The organism is Herbaspirillum lusitanum (assembly GCF_046025995.1).
GTDB lineage: Bacteria > Pseudomonadota > Gammaproteobacteria > Burkholderiales > Burkholderiaceae_D > Herbaspirillum > Herbaspirillum lusitanum_A.
The window spans coordinates 144,886-165,965 of record NZ_JAQQFM010000001.1; the positions used below are offsets into that span (position 1 = coordinate 144,886).

Consider the following 21,080-nt stretch of genomic DNA (forward strand, 5'->3'; position numbering starts at 1 on the left):
TCAGCGCCCCTTCACTTGCAGATGCCTGCCGTTGTAATACGCGCCGAGCGCCATGATTCCCCACGACATCAGCAAATAGAAGGCCGAGGCCAGCGCAAAGGTTTCGAAGGTGCGATAGGTTTCGTTTTCGATCTGGCGGCTGGCGTAGGTCATTTCCGCCACGCCGATGGCCATCGCCAGACTGGTGGACTTGAACAGACTCAGCGACTGATTGATCAGCGGCGGCACCGAGATGCGGATGGCCTGCGGCAGCAGCACGTCGCGCATGGATTGCGCATAGCTCAGGCCGAGTGCGCGCGCCGCTTCCATCTGGGTGGCGGCCACCGAGCGCAGACCGCTACGCAGGTCTTCCGACATGTAGGCCGCCGAGTTGAGCGAGAGCGCGATCAGCGCGAAGATGAATTCGCCGTTGTGGTCGTTGATGAAGCCGGTAATCGACGATGGCAACAGTTCCGGCACGCCGAAGTACCAGACGAAAATCTGCACCAGGCCGGGTACATTGCGGTGGTAATTGACATAGGCGGCGATGATGAATTCGAGCGGGCGCAGTTCCAGCGCGCGCAGGGCCACCAGCATGATCGCCAGCACGAAGGCCGCGATCCAGGCCGCCGCGAACAGCGAGATCGTGGTCAGGGCGCCGTTGATCAGCCAGCTCAGGTATTGTCCGTGCAGGACAACGCCGAAATCCAGATTGAGCATGTAAGTCGCTTTCGCACAGGTAAAAGATGAAGATGAAGAGGAAGACGGAGGCGGCCAAGCGGCCCTGCCCTGCCCTGCTCGCCGTGGCGCTGCGTGTTCCGCATATTCCGCGTTACAGCCGGCCTGGCGCCGGACCGGCGCAGCCTCTACGCATTCAGCACGACAGAATCAGAATGACTTGCGGCAGCGATTCAGCACCTAGAGCCGGATTGAATCGCTGCGCTTCAAAACAAAACTTCAGACTGCGCAGATCAGGACTGGAAGGCCGAGATCGGTGTCAGCTTCTTTTCACGCACGATGTTGAACTTGGTCTTGGGGCCGAACCACTTGGTCCACAGCGCGTCGATCTCGCCGGATTTTTCCAGCTTGTCCAGCGCGTCGTTGACGGCCTTCAGCAGTGCCGGCTCATCCTTCTTCACGCCCAGCGCAGTCGGCTCCCAGGCCAGGCTGCCGTCCAGGAACTTGTACTTGCCGCCCGATTCATTGACGAAACGTACGCCCGACGGTTGCGACAGCGCCAGGCCCTGCACCTTGTTCTGCGCCAGCGCCAGGAAGGCCGCCGGGGTGTCCTGGAAGGTCAGGATGGTGGCTTTCGGGAACGCGCGGCGAGCATACAGCTCAGGCGTCGAACCCTTGTTGGCGCTGATGCGCTTTTCGGCCAGATCGTCGGTCTTGGTGAAGCCGCCGTCGCTGTGCGCGATCAGCTTGATCGGGGTCTGATAGTGCGCCGAGGTGAATTCGATCTGCTGTGCGCGCTCTTTGGTATAACCCAGCGCTGCGGAAACCAGATCGACGCGACCCAGTGTCAGCTCGGGAATACGCGCTTCCACCGACACGCCCTTGTGTTCCAGCTTGACGCCCAGCTGCTTGGCGACAGCGCCGCACATGTCGACGTCGAAACCGACCACCTGACGCGTTTCAGGATCGGAAAAACCCAGGGGTTCACTGCTGGTCAACGTGGCACAGATCAGGGTGCCGCGCGCCTTGATGTCGGCCAGACGGTCGGCATGCGCCGACGAGCAAACTGCGAAGGAAAGAACGGCCGCAGCCAGTCCCAGATGCTTCTTCATGTTGAACCCCAAAGTCATTTTTCATCCTTTCGTTTGTGAACCATCGAATACTGCATGAAATAAATCATAATGTCATTATGATTTTTAAACAAGGATAATTTCCCTTTTATTTTCATGCACTTACAACACGTTTCAATGCGGTGCAAAATCACCAGCAAGGTGCACCGCTTGCGACTTGAAGGTGCAAAACGGGCGCATCCGGCCGGACTTTTGGTGCGCCGCACCGGCGTCTAAAAAATGGTACGCTCGGCTCATTCCGAAATTCGACATCGATTTATGAAAAAAGAGAAAGCATCTACTAACAAGACGGAGAAAGAAGCCGCACCGGATCGCATCGTGCTCGGCGCCGAACGCAGCCTGGCGATTCTGAGTGCCTTCATCGATGCCCCCGACCCGCTGGGCCTGACTGAACTGGAAGACCGGACCGGCCTGTTCAAGAGTGTAATCTGCCGTTACATGCTGTCGTTCGTGAAGCACGGCTATGTGGTGCAGAGACAGGATAGTTCGTATCAGCTGGGGCCGCGCGCTTTCCAGCTGGGCAAGGCCTTCGAGGAAAAATTCAGCTACGCCGACTTCATCCTGCCCTCGCTCGACAATCTGATGAAGGCAACCGGCGAGAGCGCCTGCTTCTATATCAGGCAGCAAGACATGCGCCTGTGCCTGTATGCGGTGGAATCCGGCCAGTCAGTGAAGGCGACGGTCAAGACCGGCTCCTTGTTTGCCATCGACAAAACATCCAGTTCGCAAGTGCTGCGTTTCTTTTCGGTGCCGGGCAACAATGCGAAATCGGACGGCCGCTATGTCTGCATTTCGACCGGCATCAACAATCTGCTGTCGTCGTCGATGGCGGCGCCGGTATTCGGCGCCGGCAATGCCTTCGTCGGCTCATTGACCATCTTCGGCTTGTCGCAGCGCTTCGATCCGTCCAACAGCGATCTGATCCGCGCCACGCTGCTGACGGCGGCGCAGGATTTATCGGCACGGCTGGGCGCACAAGGCGTCTATGTCAATCCGAACAGTCAGATCTTCGACGAACTCGCCCTGCATCCCGACCGCGAACCAACGCCGGTCAATGCCTGAAACAAGACGGCGCTCCAGCCTTGCTGCGAGCGCCGTTTTTCATTGAGGGCATCAGCGCTGCGCGACATCGCCATGTCGTCCGTACCTCGCACATCCATCGATCTCAATATCGAATAACTTTCGATATTCATCGCTGATTTCGAGTCAGCCCTCAGTTATCTCCACGCGCATTCGATATCCCATCTACCACCGCAAGAACGGAGATGGAGATGCGAACCAGAAGCACGCTATTGACCTCGGGCGGCGGGTTGCGCCCGCCCAGCAGAGAAGAAATCCGCAAGCAGACCAGGGAAGCGAATCAGCCGGAAAACATCAAGAAGCGGATTGCTGCCTTGCGCAACGAGCTGGTCAAGGTGAGCCGTGCGAAAATCCCGAAAGCCACGGCAGACACCATGCGCAAGCAGATCAACCGGCAGATCGCCGAGCTGCAGAAACAGCTGGATCTGGAACTGAAAAAGGCGGCGCAAAAGAAGACCGATGCCGCCGGCGGCGCCAAGACTGACGGCAACGAAAAGGATAAGGACAAGAACGGAAAAGACGGCAAGGAAAAATCGGAGACCCGCTACACGCCCTCGCCGCCGCAAAATCAGAATTCAGGCATGTACAACCCGCAAGGCAAGATCAAGAGATCATGAAGCGGCAAGCCGTACCGAAACAGGACAGCCGATTTGAATGAGGCGGCAAAGCGCTGGATGGCTGGCTCAGGCATGCGGGCAAGCACAAGACCGCTGGCGCGGAGATAGGCGCGACATGGAAACAGTCGAAGGCGAAGCAAAAATACCGCATCGCCGTCAGCCGCTTCCATCAGATGCAGTGTCGGCTCAGGCACTCAGCCTTGCGCCTAAGCATGCCCCAGATAAGCCTTGCGCACATCGGCATTGGCCAGCAGATTGGCGCCGGTGTCGGCCAGCACCACATTGCCGTTCTCCAGCACGTAGCCGCGGTCGGCCACGCCCAGCGCCTTGTTGGCGTTTTGTTCGACCAGGAATACGGTCACGCCGTTGTCGCGGATGGTGCGAATGATCTCGAAGATCTGCGCGATCACCAGCGGCGCCAGACCGAGCGTGGGCTCGTCCAGCAACAGCAGGCGCGGCTTGCTCATCAGAGCGCGGCCGATGGCCAGCATCTGCTGCTCGCCGCCGGACATGGTGCCGGCGCGCTGGTGCGCTCTTTCCTTGAGGCGCGGGAACAGACCGAAGACATGCTCGACGCCCTTCTCGATCTCTTCATTGCTGGCGAAGAAGGCGCCCATCTTGAGATTTTCCAGCACGGTCAGACTGGGAAATACGCGCCGCCCTTCCGGCGAAATCGCCATGCCCATGCGCATGATTTCATGCGTGGCGCTCTGCGTGATGTCCTTGCCCTCAAACAAGATGCGGCCGCTGGAGGCGCGCGGCTTGCCGCACAAGGTCATCAGCAGTGTCGTCTTGCCGGCGCCGTTGGCGCCGATCAGGGTGACGATCTCGCCCTTTTCCACGTTCAAGGACACGCCGTGCAGCGCCTCGATGGCGCCGTAGTGGGTATGTACCTGTTCAAACTGCAGCATCATTCTTCTCCCAGGTAAGCCTTGATCACGCGCTCATCGCTGCGCACTTGTTCCGGTGTGCCGGTGACGATGGGCTTGCCGTGCTCCATCACCAGAATGCGGTCGGAAATGCCCATGATCAGGCTCATGTCGTGTTCGATCAGCAGCACCGCCACGCCATGCTCCCGGCGCAGACGATCGATCAGTTGCTGCAGTTCCTGCTTCTCTTGCGGATTGAGGCCGGCGGCCGGCTCATCCAGCAGCAACAGGCGCGGCCTGGTGATCATGCAGCGCGCGATTTCGACGCGCCGCTGCATGCCGTAAGACAAGGTGCCGGCTTCGCGATTGGCATAGGCGGTCAGGCCCAGTCGCTCCAGCCATTCGGCGGCGCGTTGCAGCGCCTCCTTTTCGGAACGGCGATAGGAAGGCAGCTTCAACAGGCCGGACAGCAGATTGGTGTTGACCTGGCGATGCTGCGCCACCAGCAGGTTTTCCAGCACCGTCAGCGACTTGAACAGGCGGATGTTCTGGAAAGTGCGCACCAGCCCCTGCAAAGCCACTTCATGACTGGGCTTGCGCGCAATCGACACATCCTGCAGACGAATCTGGCCGGAGCTCGGCTGATAGAAACCGCTGATGCAATTGAACACCGTGGTCTTGCCGGCGCCGTTGGGACCGATGATGGCGAACACTTCTTTCTCGTGCACGGTCAGCGATACGCCGTCCACCGCCAGCAGACCGCCGAAGCGCATCGACAGATCGGCGACGTCCAGCAAGCGCGGCGAAGAGGATTGATTGTTTTGGCTCATTGCGGCAACTCCACATGCGGACGGCTGGCCGGCAGCAGGCCTTGCGGCCGCCACATCATCATCAGCACCATCACCAGACCGAAAATCAGCATCCGGTATTCTGCAAAACTGCGCGCCACTTCCGGCAGCACGGTCAACAGGATTGCCGCCAGAATCACGCCCAGCTGCGAACCCATGCCGCCCAGCACCACGATGGCGAGAATCAGCGCCGACTCGATGAAGGTAAAGGATTCCGGCGTCACCAGCCCCTGGCGTGCGGCGAAGAAGGCGCCGGCCAGACCGGCGAAGGCGGCGCCCAGCGTGAAGGCCGAGAGCTTGATGCGGGTCGGGTTGATGCCCAGCGAACGGCAGGCGATTTCATCGTCGCGCAAGGCTTCCCAGGCGCGCCCCATGGGCATGCGCAGCAGGCGGCTGGTGACGAAGTAGGTGAACAGCACCATCAGCAGCGCCAGGAAATACAGGAAGATCACCATGTGCGCGCCCTGATATGTCAGGCCCAGCATTTCATGGAAGGTGGTGCCGCCTTCGACGCTGGCGCTGCGCGCCATTTCGATGCCGAACACGGTCGGCTTGGGGATGCCCGACACGCCGTCCGGGCCGCCGGTCAGACCGGTCATGTTGTTGAGCAGCAGGCGGATGATTTCACCGAAGCCCAGCGTCACGATGGCCAGATAATCGCCGCGCAGACGCAGCACCGGGAAGCCCAGCAGGAAGCCGAACAGCGCCGAAGCGCCGGCCGCCAGCGGCAGGCATTCCCAGAAGCTGAAACCGAAATATTGATTCAGCAGCGCGTAGGTGTAGCCGCCCACGGCATAAAAACCGACATAGCCGAGATCGAGCAGACCGGCGAAGCCGACCACGATATTCAGGCCCAGACCCAGCACCACGTAGATCAGCGCCAGCGTCATCACGTCGACATAGCCGCGCGAGCCGAAGAAGGGCCAGACCAGCGCCACCACCAGCAACAGCAGCAGACCGGCGCGTTGCTGGCGCGGCTGCATGCGCGGCATGGCGGGCAACTTAATGCCGGCTTTGGTGCGCAACAATGCAGGCTTGATCAGCTGGAACACGAACACCGCCAGCATCGCCAGCAGCACCGGCGTCCAGTGCGCCTGCAGCACCACGCGATAGCCTTCCAGCTTGAGCTGCAGGCCCAGCATGGGAATGGTCAGAATGGCGGTTACCAGCGCCGCCGCCACGGCGTTTTTCAGATTCAGAGGCATATGCATCCTTGTATTCTCTCGGTGCGTTTTTGCTTGGCGTCTTGCCGTGGCTCAGACTTTTTCAATGTCGGGCTTGCCCAACAGACCGGTCGGACGGAACAGCAGAATCAGCACCAGCAGCCCGAACGACACCACATCCTTGTATTCGGCCGGCAGATAACCGGCGGCGAAGGTTTCGGCCAGTCCCAGCAGCACGCCGCCCAGCATGGCGCCTGGAATGCTGCCGATGCCGCCCAGCACCGCAGCCGTGAAGGCCTTGATGCCGGCGATGAAGCCGATGTAAGGATTGAGCTTGCCGATGGTCAGCGCGATCAGCACGCCGCCGACCGCCGCCAGCATCGCGCCCAGCACAAAGGTGAAAGAGATCACGCGATTGGTGTCGATGCCGAGCAGATTGGCCATGCCCATGTCCTCGGCGCAGGCGCGGCAGGCACGACCCATGCGCGAGCGCGCGATGAACAGCGTCAGCGCCGCCATCAGCACCAGCGTGACGCCGACGATGATCATGCGCGAATACGGAATGGTGACCGTGAAGTCGCTGCCCATCTGGAACTCGAAGGCGCCGGAGATCAGCACCGGCACCGACATGTCGCGCGAGCCCTGACCGAGCTGCACATAGTTCTGCAGGAAGATCGACATGCCGATGGCCGAGATCAGCGGCACCAGACGCGGCCCGCCGCGCAAGGGCCGGTAAGCCACGCGCTCCACGGTCCAGCCGTACAGGCCGGTGACCAGCACGGAGACGATCAGCGCGCCGCCCAGCAGCAGCGGCAGCGGATAACCGCTCTGCACGCCGATGGCGGTGAGCGTCACCAGGCCGACGTAAGACGCAATCATGTAGATCTCGCCGTGGGCGAAATTGATCATGCCGATGATGCCGTAGACCATGGTGTAGCCGATGGCGATCAGCGCATAGATCGCGCCCAGTGACAGCCCGTTGACGAGCTGCTGGGTCAGTTGCGGGAGCAATTCATTCATAGCATTGAGAGAAGTGCAAATGCCCCATCCGGACTGCAATGGGGCATTTGGTGGGAGGCCTGAGAGCGTTTCCTCGGGGACTTCGGTTCAGGCAATCGCACGCAAGGCGCGGATTACTTGGCTTCGGTCTTGGAGGCGTCTTTGTGCCAGGTGTAGACCACGAACTTGAAGGATTTCAGATCGCCCTTCTTGTCGTATTCAACGGTGCCGATCGGGGTCTTGAAGCTGTTGGCATGGATATACGCCGCGACCTTGGTCGGATCGGTCGACTTGGCGCCGGCGATGGCGTCAGCGATGATCTTCACGCCCGAATAGGCAGGCATCTGGAACGGCCCGTTAGGATCGCGCTTTTGCGCAGCGAAAGCCTTGACCAGCGCGGCATTGGCAGGATCGGCGGCAAAGTCGGCCGGCAATGTCACCAGCATGCCTTCGGAGGCCGGGCCGGCAATCGCGGTGATGTCCTTGTTACCGACGCCTTCAGGGCCCATGAACACGGCCTTGACGCCTTGCTCACGCGCCTGGCGCATAATCAGACCCATTTCCGGGTGATAGCCGCCGAAGTAGACGAAGTCCACGCCTTGCGATTTGAGCTTGGTGATGACCGCCGAGTAATCGCTGTCGCCGGCATTGATGCCTTCAAACACGGCGACCGGAATCTTGGCCGCGTCCAGCGCGTTCTTGACCGAAGTCGCCACGCCCTGACCGTAGGATTGCTTGTCGTGCAGCACGGCAGCCTTCTTCGGCTTCAGCTTTTCGATCACATAACGGGCCGCGGCAGGACCTTGCTGGTCGTCGCGGCCGATGGTACGGAAAATGAATTTGTGCGGTTTGGCTTCGGTCAGCTGCGGCGCAGTGGCGGATGGCGTAATCATCACCACGCCTTCGTTTTCATAGATGTCGGAGGCCGGAATGGTCGAACCCGAGCACACATGGCCGATCACATATTTGATGCCGTCGCTGACGATCTTGTTGGCCACGGCCACTGCTTGCTTCGGTTCGCAGGCGTCGTCCATCAACACCACTTCGAACTTGTTGCCGTTGGCGCCGCCGGCAGCATTGATCTGCTCGACTGCGGTCAGCGCGCCGGCCTTCACCATGTCGCCATATTGGGCGACGGCGCCGGTCATCGGGCCGGCAATGGCGATCTTCACGGTTTCAGCCTGGGCTGCGCCCATGGTGCCGGCAAAAGCGGCGACTGCAAAAGCGATCTTGGTCAGACGGTTGAGGGAATTCATCGACGGTTCTCCATTAGCTGTTCATCACAAAGAGCGATGCGCAATAGCGCGCAATCGCACGTTGGGCCTCGTTTCTTCTTGCCTTTCGAGCCATGGGGGCAGAGTGTAACATCATCGAAATATTCAGCATTAAAATTTTGGAAGAACAAGCATTTCTTTCGTTTTTTCACTTTCCCCCCGGATGATTTGCATATTTTATTCATGCAGACCGTTCTTTTTTTGTTTTATAACAAAATTGCCGAATCCCGTTTATTGCTGCTGCGCAGCGGCGCGCCACTTGCGCGCTGAGCTTGTGAGTGGCGTGCCCTTCAGCAAAAGCGCCGCCGCTTCTTGCTGAAAGGGCGGCGCTTTTTCCGAGTAGCTTCCGGTGTATTGCCTGGATCGGCCTGACTGTCTCTATCTGCCTGCGCCTGCCCTGCGTCCGTCAGCCGGCAAATCAGCGATCAGAACTGCTCCCAGTCCTCCTGCGCATTGGCCGAATGGGCAGACCCGGAAGAGGCAGGCAGACCTGCAGGCTTGCGCCTGGCTCCGGCTTCGATGCGCGACGACGCCGGCGTCACATCCTTTTCCTTCAAAGGCGGAGTCTTTGCATGTGCCGGTACGGCAATGTGCAGCGGTGCTGCGGTTGCGCCTGCAAGAGCAGCATCGATCTTGAATACGCTGACCACCTGCGACAGATTGCCGGCCTGATCCTGCAGCGATTGCGCCGCAGCGGCCGCCTGCTCCACCAGCGCCGCATTCTGCTGCGTGACCTGATCCATCTGCGCGATGGCCTGATTCACCTGCTCGATGCCCGAGCTCTGCTCCTGACTGGCGGCGGTAATCTCAGCCACGATGTCGCTCACGCGGCGCACGCTGTCGACCACTTCGCTCATGGTCATGCCGGCCTGCTCCACCAGCTTGCTGCCGGATTCGACCTTGTCCACCGAATCGCCGATCAGGCCCTTGATTTCCTTGGCCGCTGCTGCCGAACGCTGCGCCAGATTGCGCACCTCGGACGCTACTACTGCGAAACCGCGCCCCTGTTCACCGGCGCGCGCCGCTTCGACCGCCGCATTCAACGCCAGGATATTGGTCTGGAAGGCGATGCCGTCGATCACCGCGATGATGTCGACGATCTTGCGCGATGAAGCATTGATGGCGCCCATGGTCGCCACCACCTGCTCCACCACTGCACCGCCCTTGCCCGCCATCGCCGAGGCCGATTGCGCCAGTTGATTGGCCTGCAAGGCGTTGTCGGCGTTTTGCCGCACGGTGGAAGTCAGTTGCTCGACCGAGGCTGCGCTCTCTTCCAGCGCGCCAGCCTGCTGCTCGGTGCGCAATGACAGGTCCATGTTGCCGCTGGCAATTTCGCGCGAGGCAACATTGATGGCTTCGGTGCCGGCGCGCACCTTGCCGACGATAGACATCAAGGCATCGTTCATGCCCTGCAGCGCATGCATCAGCTGACCGGTTTCATCGCGCGAGTGCGCATCGATGCGCGCCGTCAGATCGCCCTCGGCCACCTGGGTCGCCAACTGCACCGCACGCGTCAGCGGCCGCGCCACAATGCGCGACAGCCATGCCGCCAGCAGCAGACCGATGACCACCGCACCGGCCAGTAAGGCCACGATGATCGCAAACGAGCGCTGGAAGCTGGCGCGCGCCCTGGAGGTGGCATCGATGGCGCCCTGCTGGGCAATCTGCCCGACCCGGTCCAGTTGAACGCTCATGGCCTCAAACAGCCGCGTCGATTCGCCGCGAATCAGATCGCGCGCCTCTTCCTTGCGGCTCTCGCGCGACAGGCCGATGGCCTTGCGGCTTTCGTCCATGTAGCCGGCAAAATTCTTGACCATCTGCGAATACAGGGCCTGTTCTTCGGCACTCAGATTGCGCTGCGAATATTCCTCGCCCGATTTCTTGAAAGTCTGCATTTCCTTGCCGGTGCGCGCTTCATAGTCGGCCGAATCGAACACGTTGTCGGACAGAATGCTCTGCAGCTCGGCGACGCGGATGCGGTTCAGGGTGTTCTTCATTTCCAGCGCAATGCGCACGCCCGGCAGCGACTCGCCGGCGATGAACGCCGCACTGTCCTTCACCATCACCAGTTGCTGCAGAGAAAACAGCCCCAGCACCGCAGTCATTGCCAGCACCGCGATGAACGAGACAAACAGCTTCTTGGCGATCTTCAAGTCATAGAACCACTGCATGATTTCCTACCCCTGTATTTGTTTGCTGATTTGGTTGACGGTTTATTTGCCAGGCATGCAGAGTCCGCAGCCATCCGATAAGCACGGGCGGCTGCGGCACAGCACCGAAGGCCGGCGCAAACCCTGCTGCCGGTCTACAATGCGGGCCGCAGCCGGTGCACGCAACGATGTGCATGAATACCCTGCCGTTTGCATCCTCATCCCCTGCGATGGTTTGCCTGTCCGATTGAATTTGCACTTGATTGCCGGGTTCGGCGTGCGTTTTTATTTTATTTGAAATATTCCATTTTGGAATATTCCGAAGCAATATAGCACAATTGAAAATGCAGATCCCGACGGTCGAAACACGGCTGCTTTATCATTGAACATTGCCGTAGAACTCAGAATTCTTGCTGCCGCCCAACCATGACCGAATACGACATCCTCAGACAGCAATTACAAAAGGCGCGCGCCGACGCCGGCCTGACGCAGTCGCAACTGGCACAGCTGCTGGACAAGACGCAGTCCTATGTCTCCAAGATAGAAAGCGGCGAACGCCAGATCGACATCATCGAGTTCATGCGCTGGTGTGAGTGCTGCGGCGCGAACGCGGTGACGGTGCTGCGCAAGGTCTTGCCGCCGGCGGCAAAGAAGTGACTGCGGAGAAATGAACAGCGCACGCCCCTGAGAGGCGAGCAAAGTGCATGCTGGCGCTTGCTGTTATTCTTTCGGGCCGGCATCGCGACAAGAGTGTGGTTGCCGGACTTTCCCGATTCATTTCTTCGCTCAATTCATGTTCAGTCTGCTTTCACCATTCCTTAAATCAATTCGCCCGGTGCGCACAACTGCCCGCACCGGCATGCTGCTGGTCGCAGCCGGCATCGCGGTCGCGCTGCACATGCCTGCCGCGCACGCAGCCGAACTCCGGCAATATCAATACAAGCAAGCCTTCATCAGCGCCTGCAAGATCGATCTGCGCAGCGACACGGTACGCATGTACTGGAAAGATGAAGGCGGCAAGACGCTCGGCACCTTCGCCCGCCTGGACGAATGGCTGCGCACGCAGAAACAGGAAATCGTCTGTGCCACCAATGCCGGCATCTACGACAAGCAGTATCAGCCGCTCGGACTGTATGTGGAAAACGGTGCAGTGCTGCGCAAGCTCAATACGCGCCAGAACGCCTATGGCAATTTTTACCTGCAGCCCAATGGCGTATTCGTGCTCGGCGACAAGCAGGCCTTCATCGTGGAGACCAGCGACTACGCGGCCGACGCCGACTACTGGCTGACGCACGCGCACTACGCTACGCAATCGGGGCCGATCATGGTCAGCGGCGGCAAGATCAATCCGCGCTTCGATCCGGACTCGGCCAATGCCGTGGTGCGCAATGCCGCCTGCATCGACGACGAGCGCAAAGTCATACTGGCGATCGCAAGAACCGCCATCAGCTTCTATGATTTCGCACTGTTCCTGAAGGATGAACTCAAGTGCAGGGATGCACTTTATCTGGATGGAAATGTGTCGCGCATGGTGCCGACACTGGAGGCCAACATCGGCCCGCCCTTCGGCGCCATGATCGCAGTCACCAGACCGCTGCGTTGACGATGTGCTGCATGAAGCCTGAATCGCTGTGAGCGACAGGCTTCATGTAGTCTGAATAAAAAAAGCCCGCAGCCATCTACACCGCGGGCAAGTTCCCTATCAAGAGGGAGGTTGAAGGAACAGTTCAACCACTTGTACGATTCAGCCCTCTTGAGAAAGTTCGGATTTTTTCGATTCCCGCCTCCGGCTAGTCCGGCGCATTGGCACACGCGCATAAAAAAACGCCGCAATGGTAGTCATTGCGGCGTGCTGCAGTGCTGTTCCCACTGCCTGATGTTGCTTGGCGAATCCGTCGTCTTCAGCACGAGGCTGACGGATGAACGTATCTGAAAATGGACAACTGCGCTTGTCTCTTGAGGATACGTTCAACGGTAAAGCGTTCGGACTCGCAGACTTCTGGTCTCGGCCTTAAGGCTTCTTGTCGTTAGGACCGCCGCCGCTCGCAGGCGGAGTCGTGGTGGTGTCATTGTTGGCCGGCGGTGTGGCTGGCGCGGCTGTGCTACCCGAATCGGCCGGTGCGGCTGCCGGTGGGGTAGAAGGCGCCGGAGTTGGCGCTGCCATCGACGGCGATGCCGGCGAACTGGTTTCAGGGGCGGCGGCCGGCGGCGTTGCCGGAGCTTCGTCGCGCTTGTTGCAACCTGCCAGAACTGCGACCAGCACGGCCGCTGCTAACACTGTGTGGCGTACCATCATATTGTGCCTCCTAAGAGTTGTTAATCACGAGTGCCTACTGAAATTTAGATATTTCAGAGCCAGATTGTTCCCTTTTAAGCCGCCCATGCCTGTCAGAAAATATCCCGACTTCATGTAAGGATTGCAGACCGAAAATCTCTTATCGGCAGTTCAAAATGGCTTTATCATCGCTCCCCATGCGCCCCTCCCTTCTTTTTTCAAAAACCCGATCCGCGCTGCAATCGGCTCTGCTGGCGGCCTTGCTGGCGACACTGCTGCCCCATCCTGCAGCGCGTGCCGAGATCATTCCCTTATCAAAGCTGCAATGCGAAAAGATGCGCATTGCACATGTGCTGAGCAAGGACAATCCGGTGCCCTGTTCACGTCTGGCGACAGTGCGTTTCGATTACATGGATTTCAACGGGGCGGCCCGCAGCGGCGGCTCGCTAGTCGTGCTCGATGCCGTCGCGCCGCAAGTCGAAGCGCTGTTCGGCGAATTGCTGCTGCGCTCGACGCCGATTCAGCAGGCGCTGCCGCTGGAAGATTTCAATGGCGACGATGAAAAATCGATGGCCGCCAATAACACCTCTGCCTTCAACGGCCGCCCGATGACCGGCGGCGGCAGCTGGTCCAAACATGCCTACGGCGTCGCCATCGATATCAATCCACTGCAGAATCCCTACGTCAGCAAATCGAAAAGCGGAGTGACGCAGGTGTTGCCGGCGGCCAGCTCGCCGCGCTATCTGCAACGTGCAGCTTCCGCATCACAGCCCGGCATGGCGGAAGATGTGGTCGGCGCTTTCTATGACCACGGCTTTCTGATCTGGGGCGGCAACTGGAAACAGCCGATCGACTATCAGCACTTTGAAATCGGCAGCCGCGACTTCATCCGCACGCTGGTGAAACTGCCGCCGCAACAAGCCACGCGCGAATTCGAGCGCTACGTCGCGGGGTATCGCAGCTGCATGCAGCAAGCGCAGCATGCAAACACCGCCACGGACAACGATGAAGAAAAGGACGATGCGCCGGAAAACGCAGCGCTGCGCGAATCCTGCGCGGCGCGCAGCCGCAAGTGATTGAAAATAAAAGCAAGGCGGTTCCGCAACGAGACCAAGACCTGACCAAGAATGTCGCGGAAGCCGCATCGAAAACGCGACACAGACACTCGTAAAGAGCTGTAAGTTTGGGTTAAAAAGCACGGGATCGCCATCCTGCACTCCTATACTGGCCCGGCAACATTTCATTCTGGGCATGTGCCCGGTGCTCACCGTTATTTGAGGACGAATATCATGGCGATCAACTCCATCCATTCCGGCACTTCCACGGCAGCCGCCAGCGCGCCGCCTGCTCAGGCGGCCAAGAAGCCGGCCAAGCCATTTCCTTCCGTCAGCGAACTCATGACGGCCGGCAACAATGCACCGACTCAGGCCGGCAATACCAGCACGACCTCGACGTCGACCAGCGCGCCCAATCCGACCAGCAAGGCTTGATACCAAAGTCTGACTCAGGTCTGATCTGATCGCCAGGGCAGACTGCGCAAGCAGCCTTGCCCGCAATCAAAATTACCCGGGGGCGCAAGCCTGCCCGGGTATTTTTTCGCCTGCGTCTTTGCTTCGTCCCCTCCCACCCGGCCTTATACTGCTGCTTCCCCAAAACCAAACAGATAAAGGAGCAACACATGACGGCCGGGCTCGTGATCAGGGACGTAAAACAAGAAGACCTGCCGCAATGGCAAGTGCTGTGGGATGGCTATAACAGTTTCTATGGCCGCGCCGGCACGACTGCATTGCCGGCTGAAATCACCGCCGAAACCTGGCGCCGTTTCTTCGACGCGCAGGAACCGGTGCACGCGCTGGTGGCGGAAAGCGAAGGCAAGCTGATCGGCCTGGCCCACTTCCTGTATCACCGCAGCACCACCCAGATCGGCATGAACTGCTACATGCAGGATCTGTTCACCTCGGAGCAGGCCAGAGGCAAAGGCGTAGGCCGCGCCCTGATCCAAGAAGTCTACCGGCGCGCCGCAGCGACCGGTTCGCCGCGCGTCTATTGGCAGACGCATGAGACCAATCACACCGCGATGAAACTCTATGATGCAGTCGCCGATAAATCGGGCTTCCTGGTGTATCGCAAGCTGTTGTGAATGGATGAAGCAGAATGCTCAAGGGCGCCGCAGAAGTTTTCTACGGCGCCCTTGAGCGTTTGAAGCTTGATAGGAATCTTACTGTGCGCTCGCCTCGTTGAGTGCCGCCACGATATCCGCACGCTTCAGGTCCGGCGCGAACTGCAGGATGAAGTCGTAGGTGTAGGTGCGCAGATAAGCGCCGCGCCGCACCGCCAGCCGCGCAATATTCGGCGCAAACAGATGCGAGACGTTGACCGGCTGCAGGCTGTCATGCTTGTTGCCCGGCCCCACTGCCATCGAGGCGACAATGCCTACACCCAGTCCCAGCGCGACGTATTGCTGAATCACGTCCGAATCCATGGCCGTCAGCACGATGTCCTTTTCAATCCCGGCCTTGCGGAAGGCTTCGTCGATATGCCCGCGACCGGTGAAGCCGACGTCATAGGTAATCAGCGGATAGGCGGCCAGATCCTTCAGCGACACTTCGCCCAGCGCCAGCAGCGGATGGCCCTGCGGCACCACCACCACGTGGCTCCATGTATAGCAGGGGAAAGACACCAGCTCCTTGAACTGGCTCAGGCCTTCGGTCGCAATGCCGATATCGGCCTTGCCCGACATGACCCATTCGGCGATGTGTTCAGGCGCGCTCTGTTGCAGCGCGATACGCACCTGCGGGAAGGCGGCGCGAAAGGCCTGCACCACGTTCGGCAGCACGTAGCGCGCCTGGGTGTGGGTGGTGGCGATGCTGAGTGTGCCGCTCTGCTCGCCGGCATATTCGCGGCTGGCCTGGCGCAGGTTTTCGGACTCCAGCAACAGGCGCTCGATGATGCCAAGGATGCCCTTGCCCGGCTCGGTCAGGCCGATCAGGCGCTTGCCGTTGCGTTCAAAAATTTCGACGCCGAGTTCTTCTTCCAGTTCGCGAATCTGGCGGCTCACGCCCGGTTGCGAGGTGAACAGCACGTTCGCCACCTCGGTCAGATTGAAGCCGCAGCGCGCCGCTTCGCGGATGGAACGCAATTGTTGGAAATTCATTGTGCGGCGCCTCCTGCTGCGCCCTTGCTGCCGTGATCGGGAAACACATGCAGGCGCTTGGGACGCACCACCAGGGTCTCGCCGCTCTTGAGATTAAGTTGTTCGAAACGGTCGCTGGAAATCACGGCTTCGATCAACTCGGCGTTGTCGTCGCGCTCCAGTTCCAGTTGCGCCAGCGGGCCGATGGCATGCGAGCGGCGCAGTTGCACCACGATGCCGGTGGCGCCGGGCGAATAGCGATCGACTTCGATGTCATGCGGACGCACATAGCCGACGCCGGCGGCATCGCGCGTCTGCGCATGATCTGGCGCGTCGAAGCGCGCGCCGCCGGTGTCCAGCACGCCTTCATGCAAGCGGCCGTGGAACAGATTCACATTGCCGAGGAAACCGTAGACGAATGGCGAAGCCGGATGATTGTAGACATCGCCGGGGGCGCCGATCTGTTCCACATTGCCCTTGTTCATCAATACCACCTGATCGGCCACTTCCAGCGCTTCTTCCTGATCGTGGGTGACGAAGATACTGGTGACGTGCAACTCATCGTGCAGGCGCCGCAACCAGCGGCGCAGTTCCTTGCGCACCTTGGCGTCAAGCGCGCCGAAAGGCTCATCCAGCAGCAACACGCGCGGCTCCACCGCCAGTGCGCGCGCCAGGGCGATGCGTTGACGCTGGCCGCCCGACAGCTGCGGCGGGTAGCGATCGGCCAGCCAGTCCAGTTGCACCAGCTCCAGCAGGCTTTTCACCTTTTCGCGGATCTGCGCTTCCGAGGGACGCTGGCTGCGCGGTTTGACACGCAGACCGAAGGCGATGTTTTCGAACACCGTCATGTGCTTGAACAGCGCGTAATGCTGAAACACAAAGCCGACCTGCCGCTCGCGCACATTGCGCGCCGAGGCGTCGTCGCCATCCAGCAGCACCTGGCCGGAGTCAGGCGATTCCAGACCGGCAATGATGCGCAGCAGCGTGGTCTTGCCGCAGCCGGACGGGCCCAGTAAGGCGGTCAGTTCGCCGGCCGGAAAATTCGCCGACACATTATTGAGCGCGACGAATTCGCCGAAACGTTTGTTGATGTGCTTGACTTCGATACTCATGGCTACTCCTGCCTTTTAACCGTGTTACGCGTGTGACGCGTGTTCCGCGTTTTTGTGTTCCGTATTGCTCTTCAGTGCGTCTGATCCAGCAGCGCGGCCGCCTGCTGCGTATGCAGGCGCCACTCGACGAAGCTCTTGATCGCCAGCGTCACCAGCGCCAGGAAAGCCAGCAGAGAGGCCACCGCGAAGGCGCCGACCACATTGAATTCGTTGTAAAGAATCTCGACCTGCAGTGGAATCGTATTGGTCTCGCCGCGGATGTGGCCGGACACCACCGATACCGCGCCGAACTCGCCCATGGCGCGTGCATTGCACAGGATCACGCCATACAGCAGCCCCCATTTGATATTCGGCAAGGTCACATGCCAGAAGGTCCGCCAGCCGGAAGCGCCGAGCACCAGCGCCGCCTCTTCTTCTTCGCTGCCCTGCGACTGCATCAGCGGAATCAGCTCACGCGCCACAAAGGGAAAGGTCACGAAGATGGTCGCCAGCACGATGCCCGGCACCGCAAACAGAATCTTGATGTCATGCTCGCGCAGCCACGGGCCGAAATAGCCTTGCATGCCGAACAGCAGCACATAGATCAGACCGGAAATCACCGGCGACACCGAAAACGGCAGATCGATCAGGGTCAGCAACAGATTCTTGCCGCGAAACTCGAACTTGGCGATGCACCAGGCGGCCGCCACACCGAACACCAGATTCAGCGGCACCGCGATCAGCGCGGTCATCAGGGTCAATTTGATGGCCGACCAGGCATCGGGCTCGATGATCGAGGCCACATACACATCCCAGCCCTTTTTCATGGCTTCGTAAAACACCGACACCAGCGGCACGAACAGGAACAGCGTCAGGAAGATGAAGGCGATGCCGATCAGCAGCGCACGCACCCACAGCGGCTCCAGCGTGACATTGGGCTCGAAGGCAGGTTCGCCACGCGGCGTGGCGGCATTGATGGCAATGGAGGAAGCGGCAGCGCTCATATCGTATCGGGCTCTTGAATTCTGGAATGGAAACGCTTTACGCCCGACCGCGTTTGCGAGTCCAGGCTTGCAGCAGATTGATGGTCAGCAGCAGAATGAAGGAGACCACCAGCATCACCACCGCAATCGCGGTGGCGCCGGCGTAGTCGTATTGCTCCAGCTTGGTGATGATGAATAGCGGCGTGATTTCCGAGACCATGGGCATGTTGCCGGCAATGAACACCACCGAACCGTATTCGCCGGTGGCGCGGGCGAAGGACAGCGCGAAGCCGGTCAGCAAGGCCGGCAATACGGTGGGGAAAATCACCCGGATGAAGGTTTGCAGACGACTGGCGCCGAGGCTGGCGGCCGCTTCTTCCAGCTCGCGCTCGGCGTCTTCCAGCACCGGCTGCACGGTGCGCACCACGAACGGCAGGCCGATGAAAGTCAGCGCCACCAGCACGCCCAGCGGCGTGAACGCCACCTTGATGCCCAGCGGTTCCAGCCAGCGGCCGAGCCAGCCGTTCGGCGCATACAGAGTCGTCAGCGCGATGCCGGCGACGGCAGTCGGCAAGGCGAACGGCAGATCGACCAGCGCGTCCACCAGACGTTTGCCCGGAAACTTGTAGCGCACCAGCACCCAGGCCACGATGCCGCCGAAGATCACATTGAGCAAGGCGGCCAGCAATGAGGCCCCGAACGTCAGTTGATACGAGGCCACCACGCGCGGCGAAGTCACCGCTGCGACAAAGCCGTCCCAGGTCAGCGTGAAGGTTTTCAAAAACACGGCCGACAGCGGAATCAGGACGATCAGCGCCAGATAGAACAGCGTGAATCCCAGCGACAGATGAAAGCCCGGCAGCACGCGTTTGGAGCCGCGTCCGGAAACCACCGGCGCGGCATTCAGAGCGGTATTGGCAATGCTGGAAGTGGGCGAAACGGGGGAAGCAGACATGTCGTCGTTCTCTTTTTATTACAAATGCGACTATAGGAAGGCAATATTCGCATCGCTTGGTTATAAAGAGAACTAAATTTTTTGCATGCCTTTAGTCGTTTTTCGTATAAGCGCGATTGCAAAAAAAGGACGCAGCACATGAGAAAATCGATTAAAAACAAGCACCTGGCCAAAATCATGCGTTCGATAAGTATCGACACCGCACGCTGAAAGCCTGCAGACATCGGCAAGCGTCAGCGCCGCACCCCATCCAGCGGATAGCCGGCCTCTAATGGCAAACCGGCAAGCAGCTGTTGCAGCAGGCTCTGCCCCGCTGCCCAATCACCCAGACCGGATTCGGCATTGATATGGCCGAGCGCACCGGCGTCGAGAAAATCGGCGCCCCACACCGCGGCCCAATGTGCGGCGCGCGGCGCCGTCATCCAGGGATCGTTGCTGCTGCCGACCACCAGCGCCGGAAACGGCAAGGCCCGCTCTACCAGCGATGCAACCTGAAATTTGTCGGGGTCGGCCGGCGCCACCAGCAAGGCGGCGGCGATTTTGTTTTGCGCGCCGTCGGCATGGCCGCGCGCGGTGCAATGCACCGTGGTCAGGCAGCCAAAGCTATGCGCCACGATCACCACCGGCCGCTCGGATTGCTGCAGGCGCTCATCCAGCCGCTGCGACCAGCGCGGCAGATCCGGCTGATCCCAATGCTCCTGCTCAACCCGCTCGAATGCCGGATAAAGCCGCTGCCAGCGCGATTGCCAATGCCCGGGACCGCTGCCGTGCAGACCCGGCACCACGAGTATCCGGAAATCCGAAAGTCGCGGCGCCTGATGCTGACTGCGGGGCGAAGCCGGCCGGGAATTCATGTGCGCTCGTCCTTATATAGATGGAACAGTGAAAAGAGGGCTGGCGCGCCCGAAACTCAGCGCTGCGGGCTTGCCGCAGATGGATGATGGGCCCGCCGCTTGTGCACGCTCAGGCCGCCTGCTCCGTCGCATGAGTCGATAGCGGCAAACCCGCAGCCGGGGTATCCCACAAATATCCTTGTGCGTAGATCGGCTGTGCCAGTGCCGCACCGAAGGCATTCAACTGCGCGAACACGGCCGGATTTTCCACGCGCTTGAAGCTGATCTGCACGCCCTTTTCGGCGGCGCGCAACAGCAGCAGGCCGGCGCTGTCGGGATCGCCCAGCTCGCGCGCATCGACCTTGATCAGATCGGGCTTGACCTTGTCCAGCAAGCTCAGCGCCTCGCGCGGATCGGCCGCGCTGATGCCCAGCCTGAAGCCGTTGCGGCGGTAATTGTCCAGCACGTAATTGAGCAGCCAGCTCTGGTTTTGCGTCACCACCGGCAACTGCAGCAGGATGCGTTCGTGCGGCAGTTCCAGCAGATTGAGAATGCGGCGGAAGGCAATGCCGTGATTGCTGTTGACCGCCGCCAGCAAACGCGCATGCACGCTCAGATGCAGGTCGGCATAAGCCGCCTGCGGCTGGCGATAGAAATTGATGGCGTGCAGCATGCGGCACAGGCGATCCAGCTCGACCGATTCGTCGTCGCTGGCGGCCTGGTCCAGCAGCTTCCACAGATGCAAGCCACTGTCGAATTCGGAATAGCTGCGGGCGAAGGCTTCATAGGCGACGATCTGGCCGCCGCTTGCGCCGGTTGTTGCCTCACTGCTGCCATGCGCGCGCACCGGCTGAAAAGCCGAAGTCAGCGCGGTGTTGAAATAACGGCCGACCGCGCGCCCCTGTTCGTCGAGCCAGACTCTTGATTGCTCCCTGACCGAATCGTTCAGGCGCGCCAGATAGGCATCGAGTGCTTGAGATTTCATCCGGTGAGTTCCAGTGAGCTTGCAATGTTCTTGAAAGC

At 60.1% G+C, this 21,080-nt stretch carries 23 protein-coding genes; 8 read left to right on the forward strand and 15 right to left on the reverse strand.

Features of this window, described 5'->3' with window-relative positions; translation table 11 throughout:
* Both PQR62_RS00690 and PQR62_RS00695 read right to left on the reverse strand, forming a co-directional pair.
* Positions 1 to 699 (reverse strand): amino acid ABC transporter permease, encoded by a 699-nt coding sequence (locus PQR62_RS00690; RefSeq protein ID WP_408153754.1) that lies wholly within the window; start codon positions 697 to 699, stop codon positions 1 to 3.
* Between the two features lie 251 nt (positions 700 to 950).
* Positions 951 to 1,787 (reverse strand): ABC transporter substrate-binding protein, encoded by an 837-nt coding sequence (locus PQR62_RS00695; protein ID WP_408153756.1) that lies wholly within the window; start codon positions 1,785 to 1,787, stop codon positions 951 to 953.
* A 258-nt stretch (positions 1,788 to 2,045) separates the two neighbouring features.
* On the opposite strand from PQR62_RS00695, the gene PQR62_RS00700 reads away from it, so the two are divergent.
* Together PQR62_RS00700 and PQR62_RS00705 are read left to right on the forward strand one after the other, a co-directional pair.
* Positions 2,046 to 2,849, forward strand: coding sequence for an IclR family transcriptional regulator (locus PQR62_RS00700; protein WP_408153758.1), 804 nt, complete (start codon positions 2,046 to 2,048; stop codon positions 2,847 to 2,849).
* A 209-nt stretch (positions 2,850 to 3,058) separates the two neighbouring features.
* A complete protein-coding gene (locus PQR62_RS00705; RefSeq protein WP_408153760.1) occupies positions 3,059 to 3,484 on the forward strand; it encodes a hypothetical protein in 426 nt (141 codons plus the stop codon).
* Positions 3,485 to 3,690: 206 nt separating this feature from the next.
* On the opposite strand, the gene PQR62_RS00710 is transcribed toward PQR62_RS00705, so the two are convergent.
* From PQR62_RS00710 to PQR62_RS00730, 5 genes are all read right to left on the reverse strand, one after another.
* The gene (locus PQR62_RS00710) at positions 3,691 to 4,395 is read right to left on the reverse strand and encodes an ABC transporter ATP-binding protein (RefSeq protein WP_408154667.1); all 705 of its coding nucleotides are present in this window, start codon (positions 4,393 to 4,395) and stop codon (positions 3,691 to 3,693) included.
* On the reverse strand, positions 4,395 to 5,183 hold the full coding sequence (gene livG / locus PQR62_RS00715; RefSeq protein WP_408153762.1) for a high-affinity branched-chain amino acid ABC transporter ATP-binding protein LivG: 789 nt from the start codon (positions 5,181 to 5,183) through the stop codon (positions 4,395 to 4,397). Before livG ends, PQR62_RS00710 begins: the two co-directional genes overlap by 1 nt.
* Positions 5,180 to 6,406: a high-affinity branched-chain amino acid ABC transporter permease LivM gene (locus PQR62_RS00720; protein ID WP_408154669.1), complete on the reverse strand. Its 1,227-nt coding sequence runs from the start codon at positions 6,404 to 6,406 to the stop codon at positions 5,180 to 5,182. The genes livG and PQR62_RS00720 overlap by 4 nt, the downstream gene beginning before the upstream one ends.
* A gap of 51 nt (positions 6,407 to 6,457) precedes the next feature.
* A complete protein-coding gene (livH, locus tag PQR62_RS00725) occupies positions 6,458 to 7,384 on the reverse strand; it encodes a high-affinity branched-chain amino acid ABC transporter permease LivH (RefSeq protein WP_408153764.1) in 927 nt (308 codons plus the stop codon).
* Between the two features lie 113 nt (positions 7,385 to 7,497).
* Positions 7,498 to 8,619: a branched-chain amino acid ABC transporter substrate-binding protein gene (locus PQR62_RS00730; RefSeq protein ID WP_408153766.1), complete on the reverse strand. Its 1,122-nt coding sequence runs from the start codon at positions 8,617 to 8,619 to the stop codon at positions 7,498 to 7,500.
* A gap of 36 nt (positions 8,620 to 8,655) precedes the next feature.
* Here PQR62_RS00730 and PQR62_RS00735 point away from each other — a divergent pair, with 36 nt between their 5' ends.
* Positions 8,656 to 8,907: a hypothetical protein gene (locus tag PQR62_RS00735; RefSeq protein WP_408153768.1), complete on the forward strand. Its 252-nt coding sequence runs from the start codon at positions 8,656 to 8,658 to the stop codon at positions 8,905 to 8,907.
* A gap of 155 nt (positions 8,908 to 9,062) precedes the next feature.
* On the opposite strand, the gene PQR62_RS00740 is transcribed toward PQR62_RS00735, so the two are convergent.
* The gene (locus PQR62_RS00740) at positions 9,063 to 10,808 is read right to left on the reverse strand and encodes a methyl-accepting chemotaxis protein (protein ID WP_408153770.1); all 1,746 of its coding nucleotides are present in this window, start codon (positions 10,806 to 10,808) and stop codon (positions 9,063 to 9,065) included.
* Between the two features lie 405 nt (positions 10,809 to 11,213).
* Between PQR62_RS00740 and PQR62_RS00745 the strand changes: the two genes are divergently transcribed.
* Positions 11,214 to 11,444 (forward strand): helix-turn-helix domain-containing protein, encoded by a 231-nt coding sequence (locus PQR62_RS00745; RefSeq protein WP_408153772.1) that lies wholly within the window; start codon positions 11,214 to 11,216, stop codon positions 11,442 to 11,444.
* Between the two features lie 178 nt (positions 11,445 to 11,622).
* Entirely contained in the window at positions 11,623 to 12,390 is a 768-nt protein-coding gene (locus PQR62_RS00750) for a phosphodiester glycosidase family protein (protein ID WP_408153774.1), read from the forward strand.
* A 408-nt stretch (positions 12,391 to 12,798) separates the two neighbouring features.
* Here PQR62_RS00750 and PQR62_RS00755 read toward each other — a convergent pair whose 3' ends face one another.
* Positions 12,799 to 13,083, reverse strand: coding sequence for a hypothetical protein (locus tag PQR62_RS00755; protein WP_408153776.1), 285 nt, complete (start codon positions 13,081 to 13,083; stop codon positions 12,799 to 12,801).
* 176 nt (positions 13,084 to 13,259) lie between these two features.
* Between PQR62_RS00755 and PQR62_RS00760 the strand changes: the two genes are divergently transcribed.
* From PQR62_RS00760 to PQR62_RS00770, 3 genes are all read left to right on the forward strand, one after another.
* Complete coding sequence (locus tag PQR62_RS00760) at positions 13,260 to 14,138, forward strand: M15 family metallopeptidase (protein ID WP_408153778.1); 879 nt, start codon at positions 13,260 to 13,262, stop codon at positions 14,136 to 14,138.
* Positions 14,139 to 14,351: 213 nt separating this feature from the next.
* A complete protein-coding gene (locus PQR62_RS00765) occupies positions 14,352 to 14,552 on the forward strand; it encodes a hypothetical protein (protein WP_408153780.1) in 201 nt (66 codons plus the stop codon).
* 188 nt (positions 14,553 to 14,740) lie between these two features.
* Entirely contained in the window at positions 14,741 to 15,202 is a 462-nt protein-coding gene (locus PQR62_RS00770) for a GNAT family N-acetyltransferase (protein WP_408153782.1), read from the forward strand.
* A gap of 78 nt (positions 15,203 to 15,280) precedes the next feature.
* Here the strand turns inward: PQR62_RS00770 and PQR62_RS00775 are convergent, their stop codons facing one another.
* The 6 genes from PQR62_RS00775 to PQR62_RS00800 form a co-directional block, all read right to left on the reverse strand.
* Entirely contained in the window at positions 15,281 to 16,216 is a 936-nt protein-coding gene (locus PQR62_RS00775) for a CysB family HTH-type transcriptional regulator (RefSeq protein ID WP_408153784.1), read from the reverse strand.
* Positions 16,213 to 17,307: a sulfate/molybdate ABC transporter ATP-binding protein gene (locus PQR62_RS00780; protein WP_408153786.1), complete on the reverse strand. Its 1,095-nt coding sequence runs from the start codon at positions 17,305 to 17,307 to the stop codon at positions 16,213 to 16,215. The genes PQR62_RS00775 and PQR62_RS00780 overlap by 4 nt, the downstream gene beginning before the upstream one ends.
* A gap of 71 nt (positions 17,308 to 17,378) precedes the next feature.
* Entirely contained in the window at positions 17,379 to 18,290 is a 912-nt protein-coding gene (gene cysW / locus PQR62_RS00785; protein WP_408153788.1) for a sulfate ABC transporter permease subunit CysW, read from the reverse strand.
* A gap of 37 nt (positions 18,291 to 18,327) precedes the next feature.
* Complete coding sequence (gene cysT, locus PQR62_RS00790; protein ID WP_408153790.1) at positions 18,328 to 19,224, reverse strand: sulfate ABC transporter permease subunit CysT; 897 nt, start codon at positions 19,222 to 19,224, stop codon at positions 18,328 to 18,330.
* Positions 19,225 to 19,457: 233 nt separating this feature from the next.
* A complete protein-coding gene (locus PQR62_RS00795; protein ID WP_408153792.1) occupies positions 19,458 to 20,078 on the reverse strand; it encodes an RBBP9/YdeN family alpha/beta hydrolase in 621 nt (206 codons plus the stop codon).
* Positions 20,079 to 20,187: 109 nt separating this feature from the next.
* Positions 20,188 to 21,042, reverse strand: a complete 855-nt coding sequence (locus tag PQR62_RS00800; protein ID WP_408153794.1) for an EAL domain-containing protein — start codon at positions 21,040 to 21,042, stop codon at positions 20,188 to 20,190.
* Positions 21,043 to 21,080: the final 38 nt, after the last annotated feature.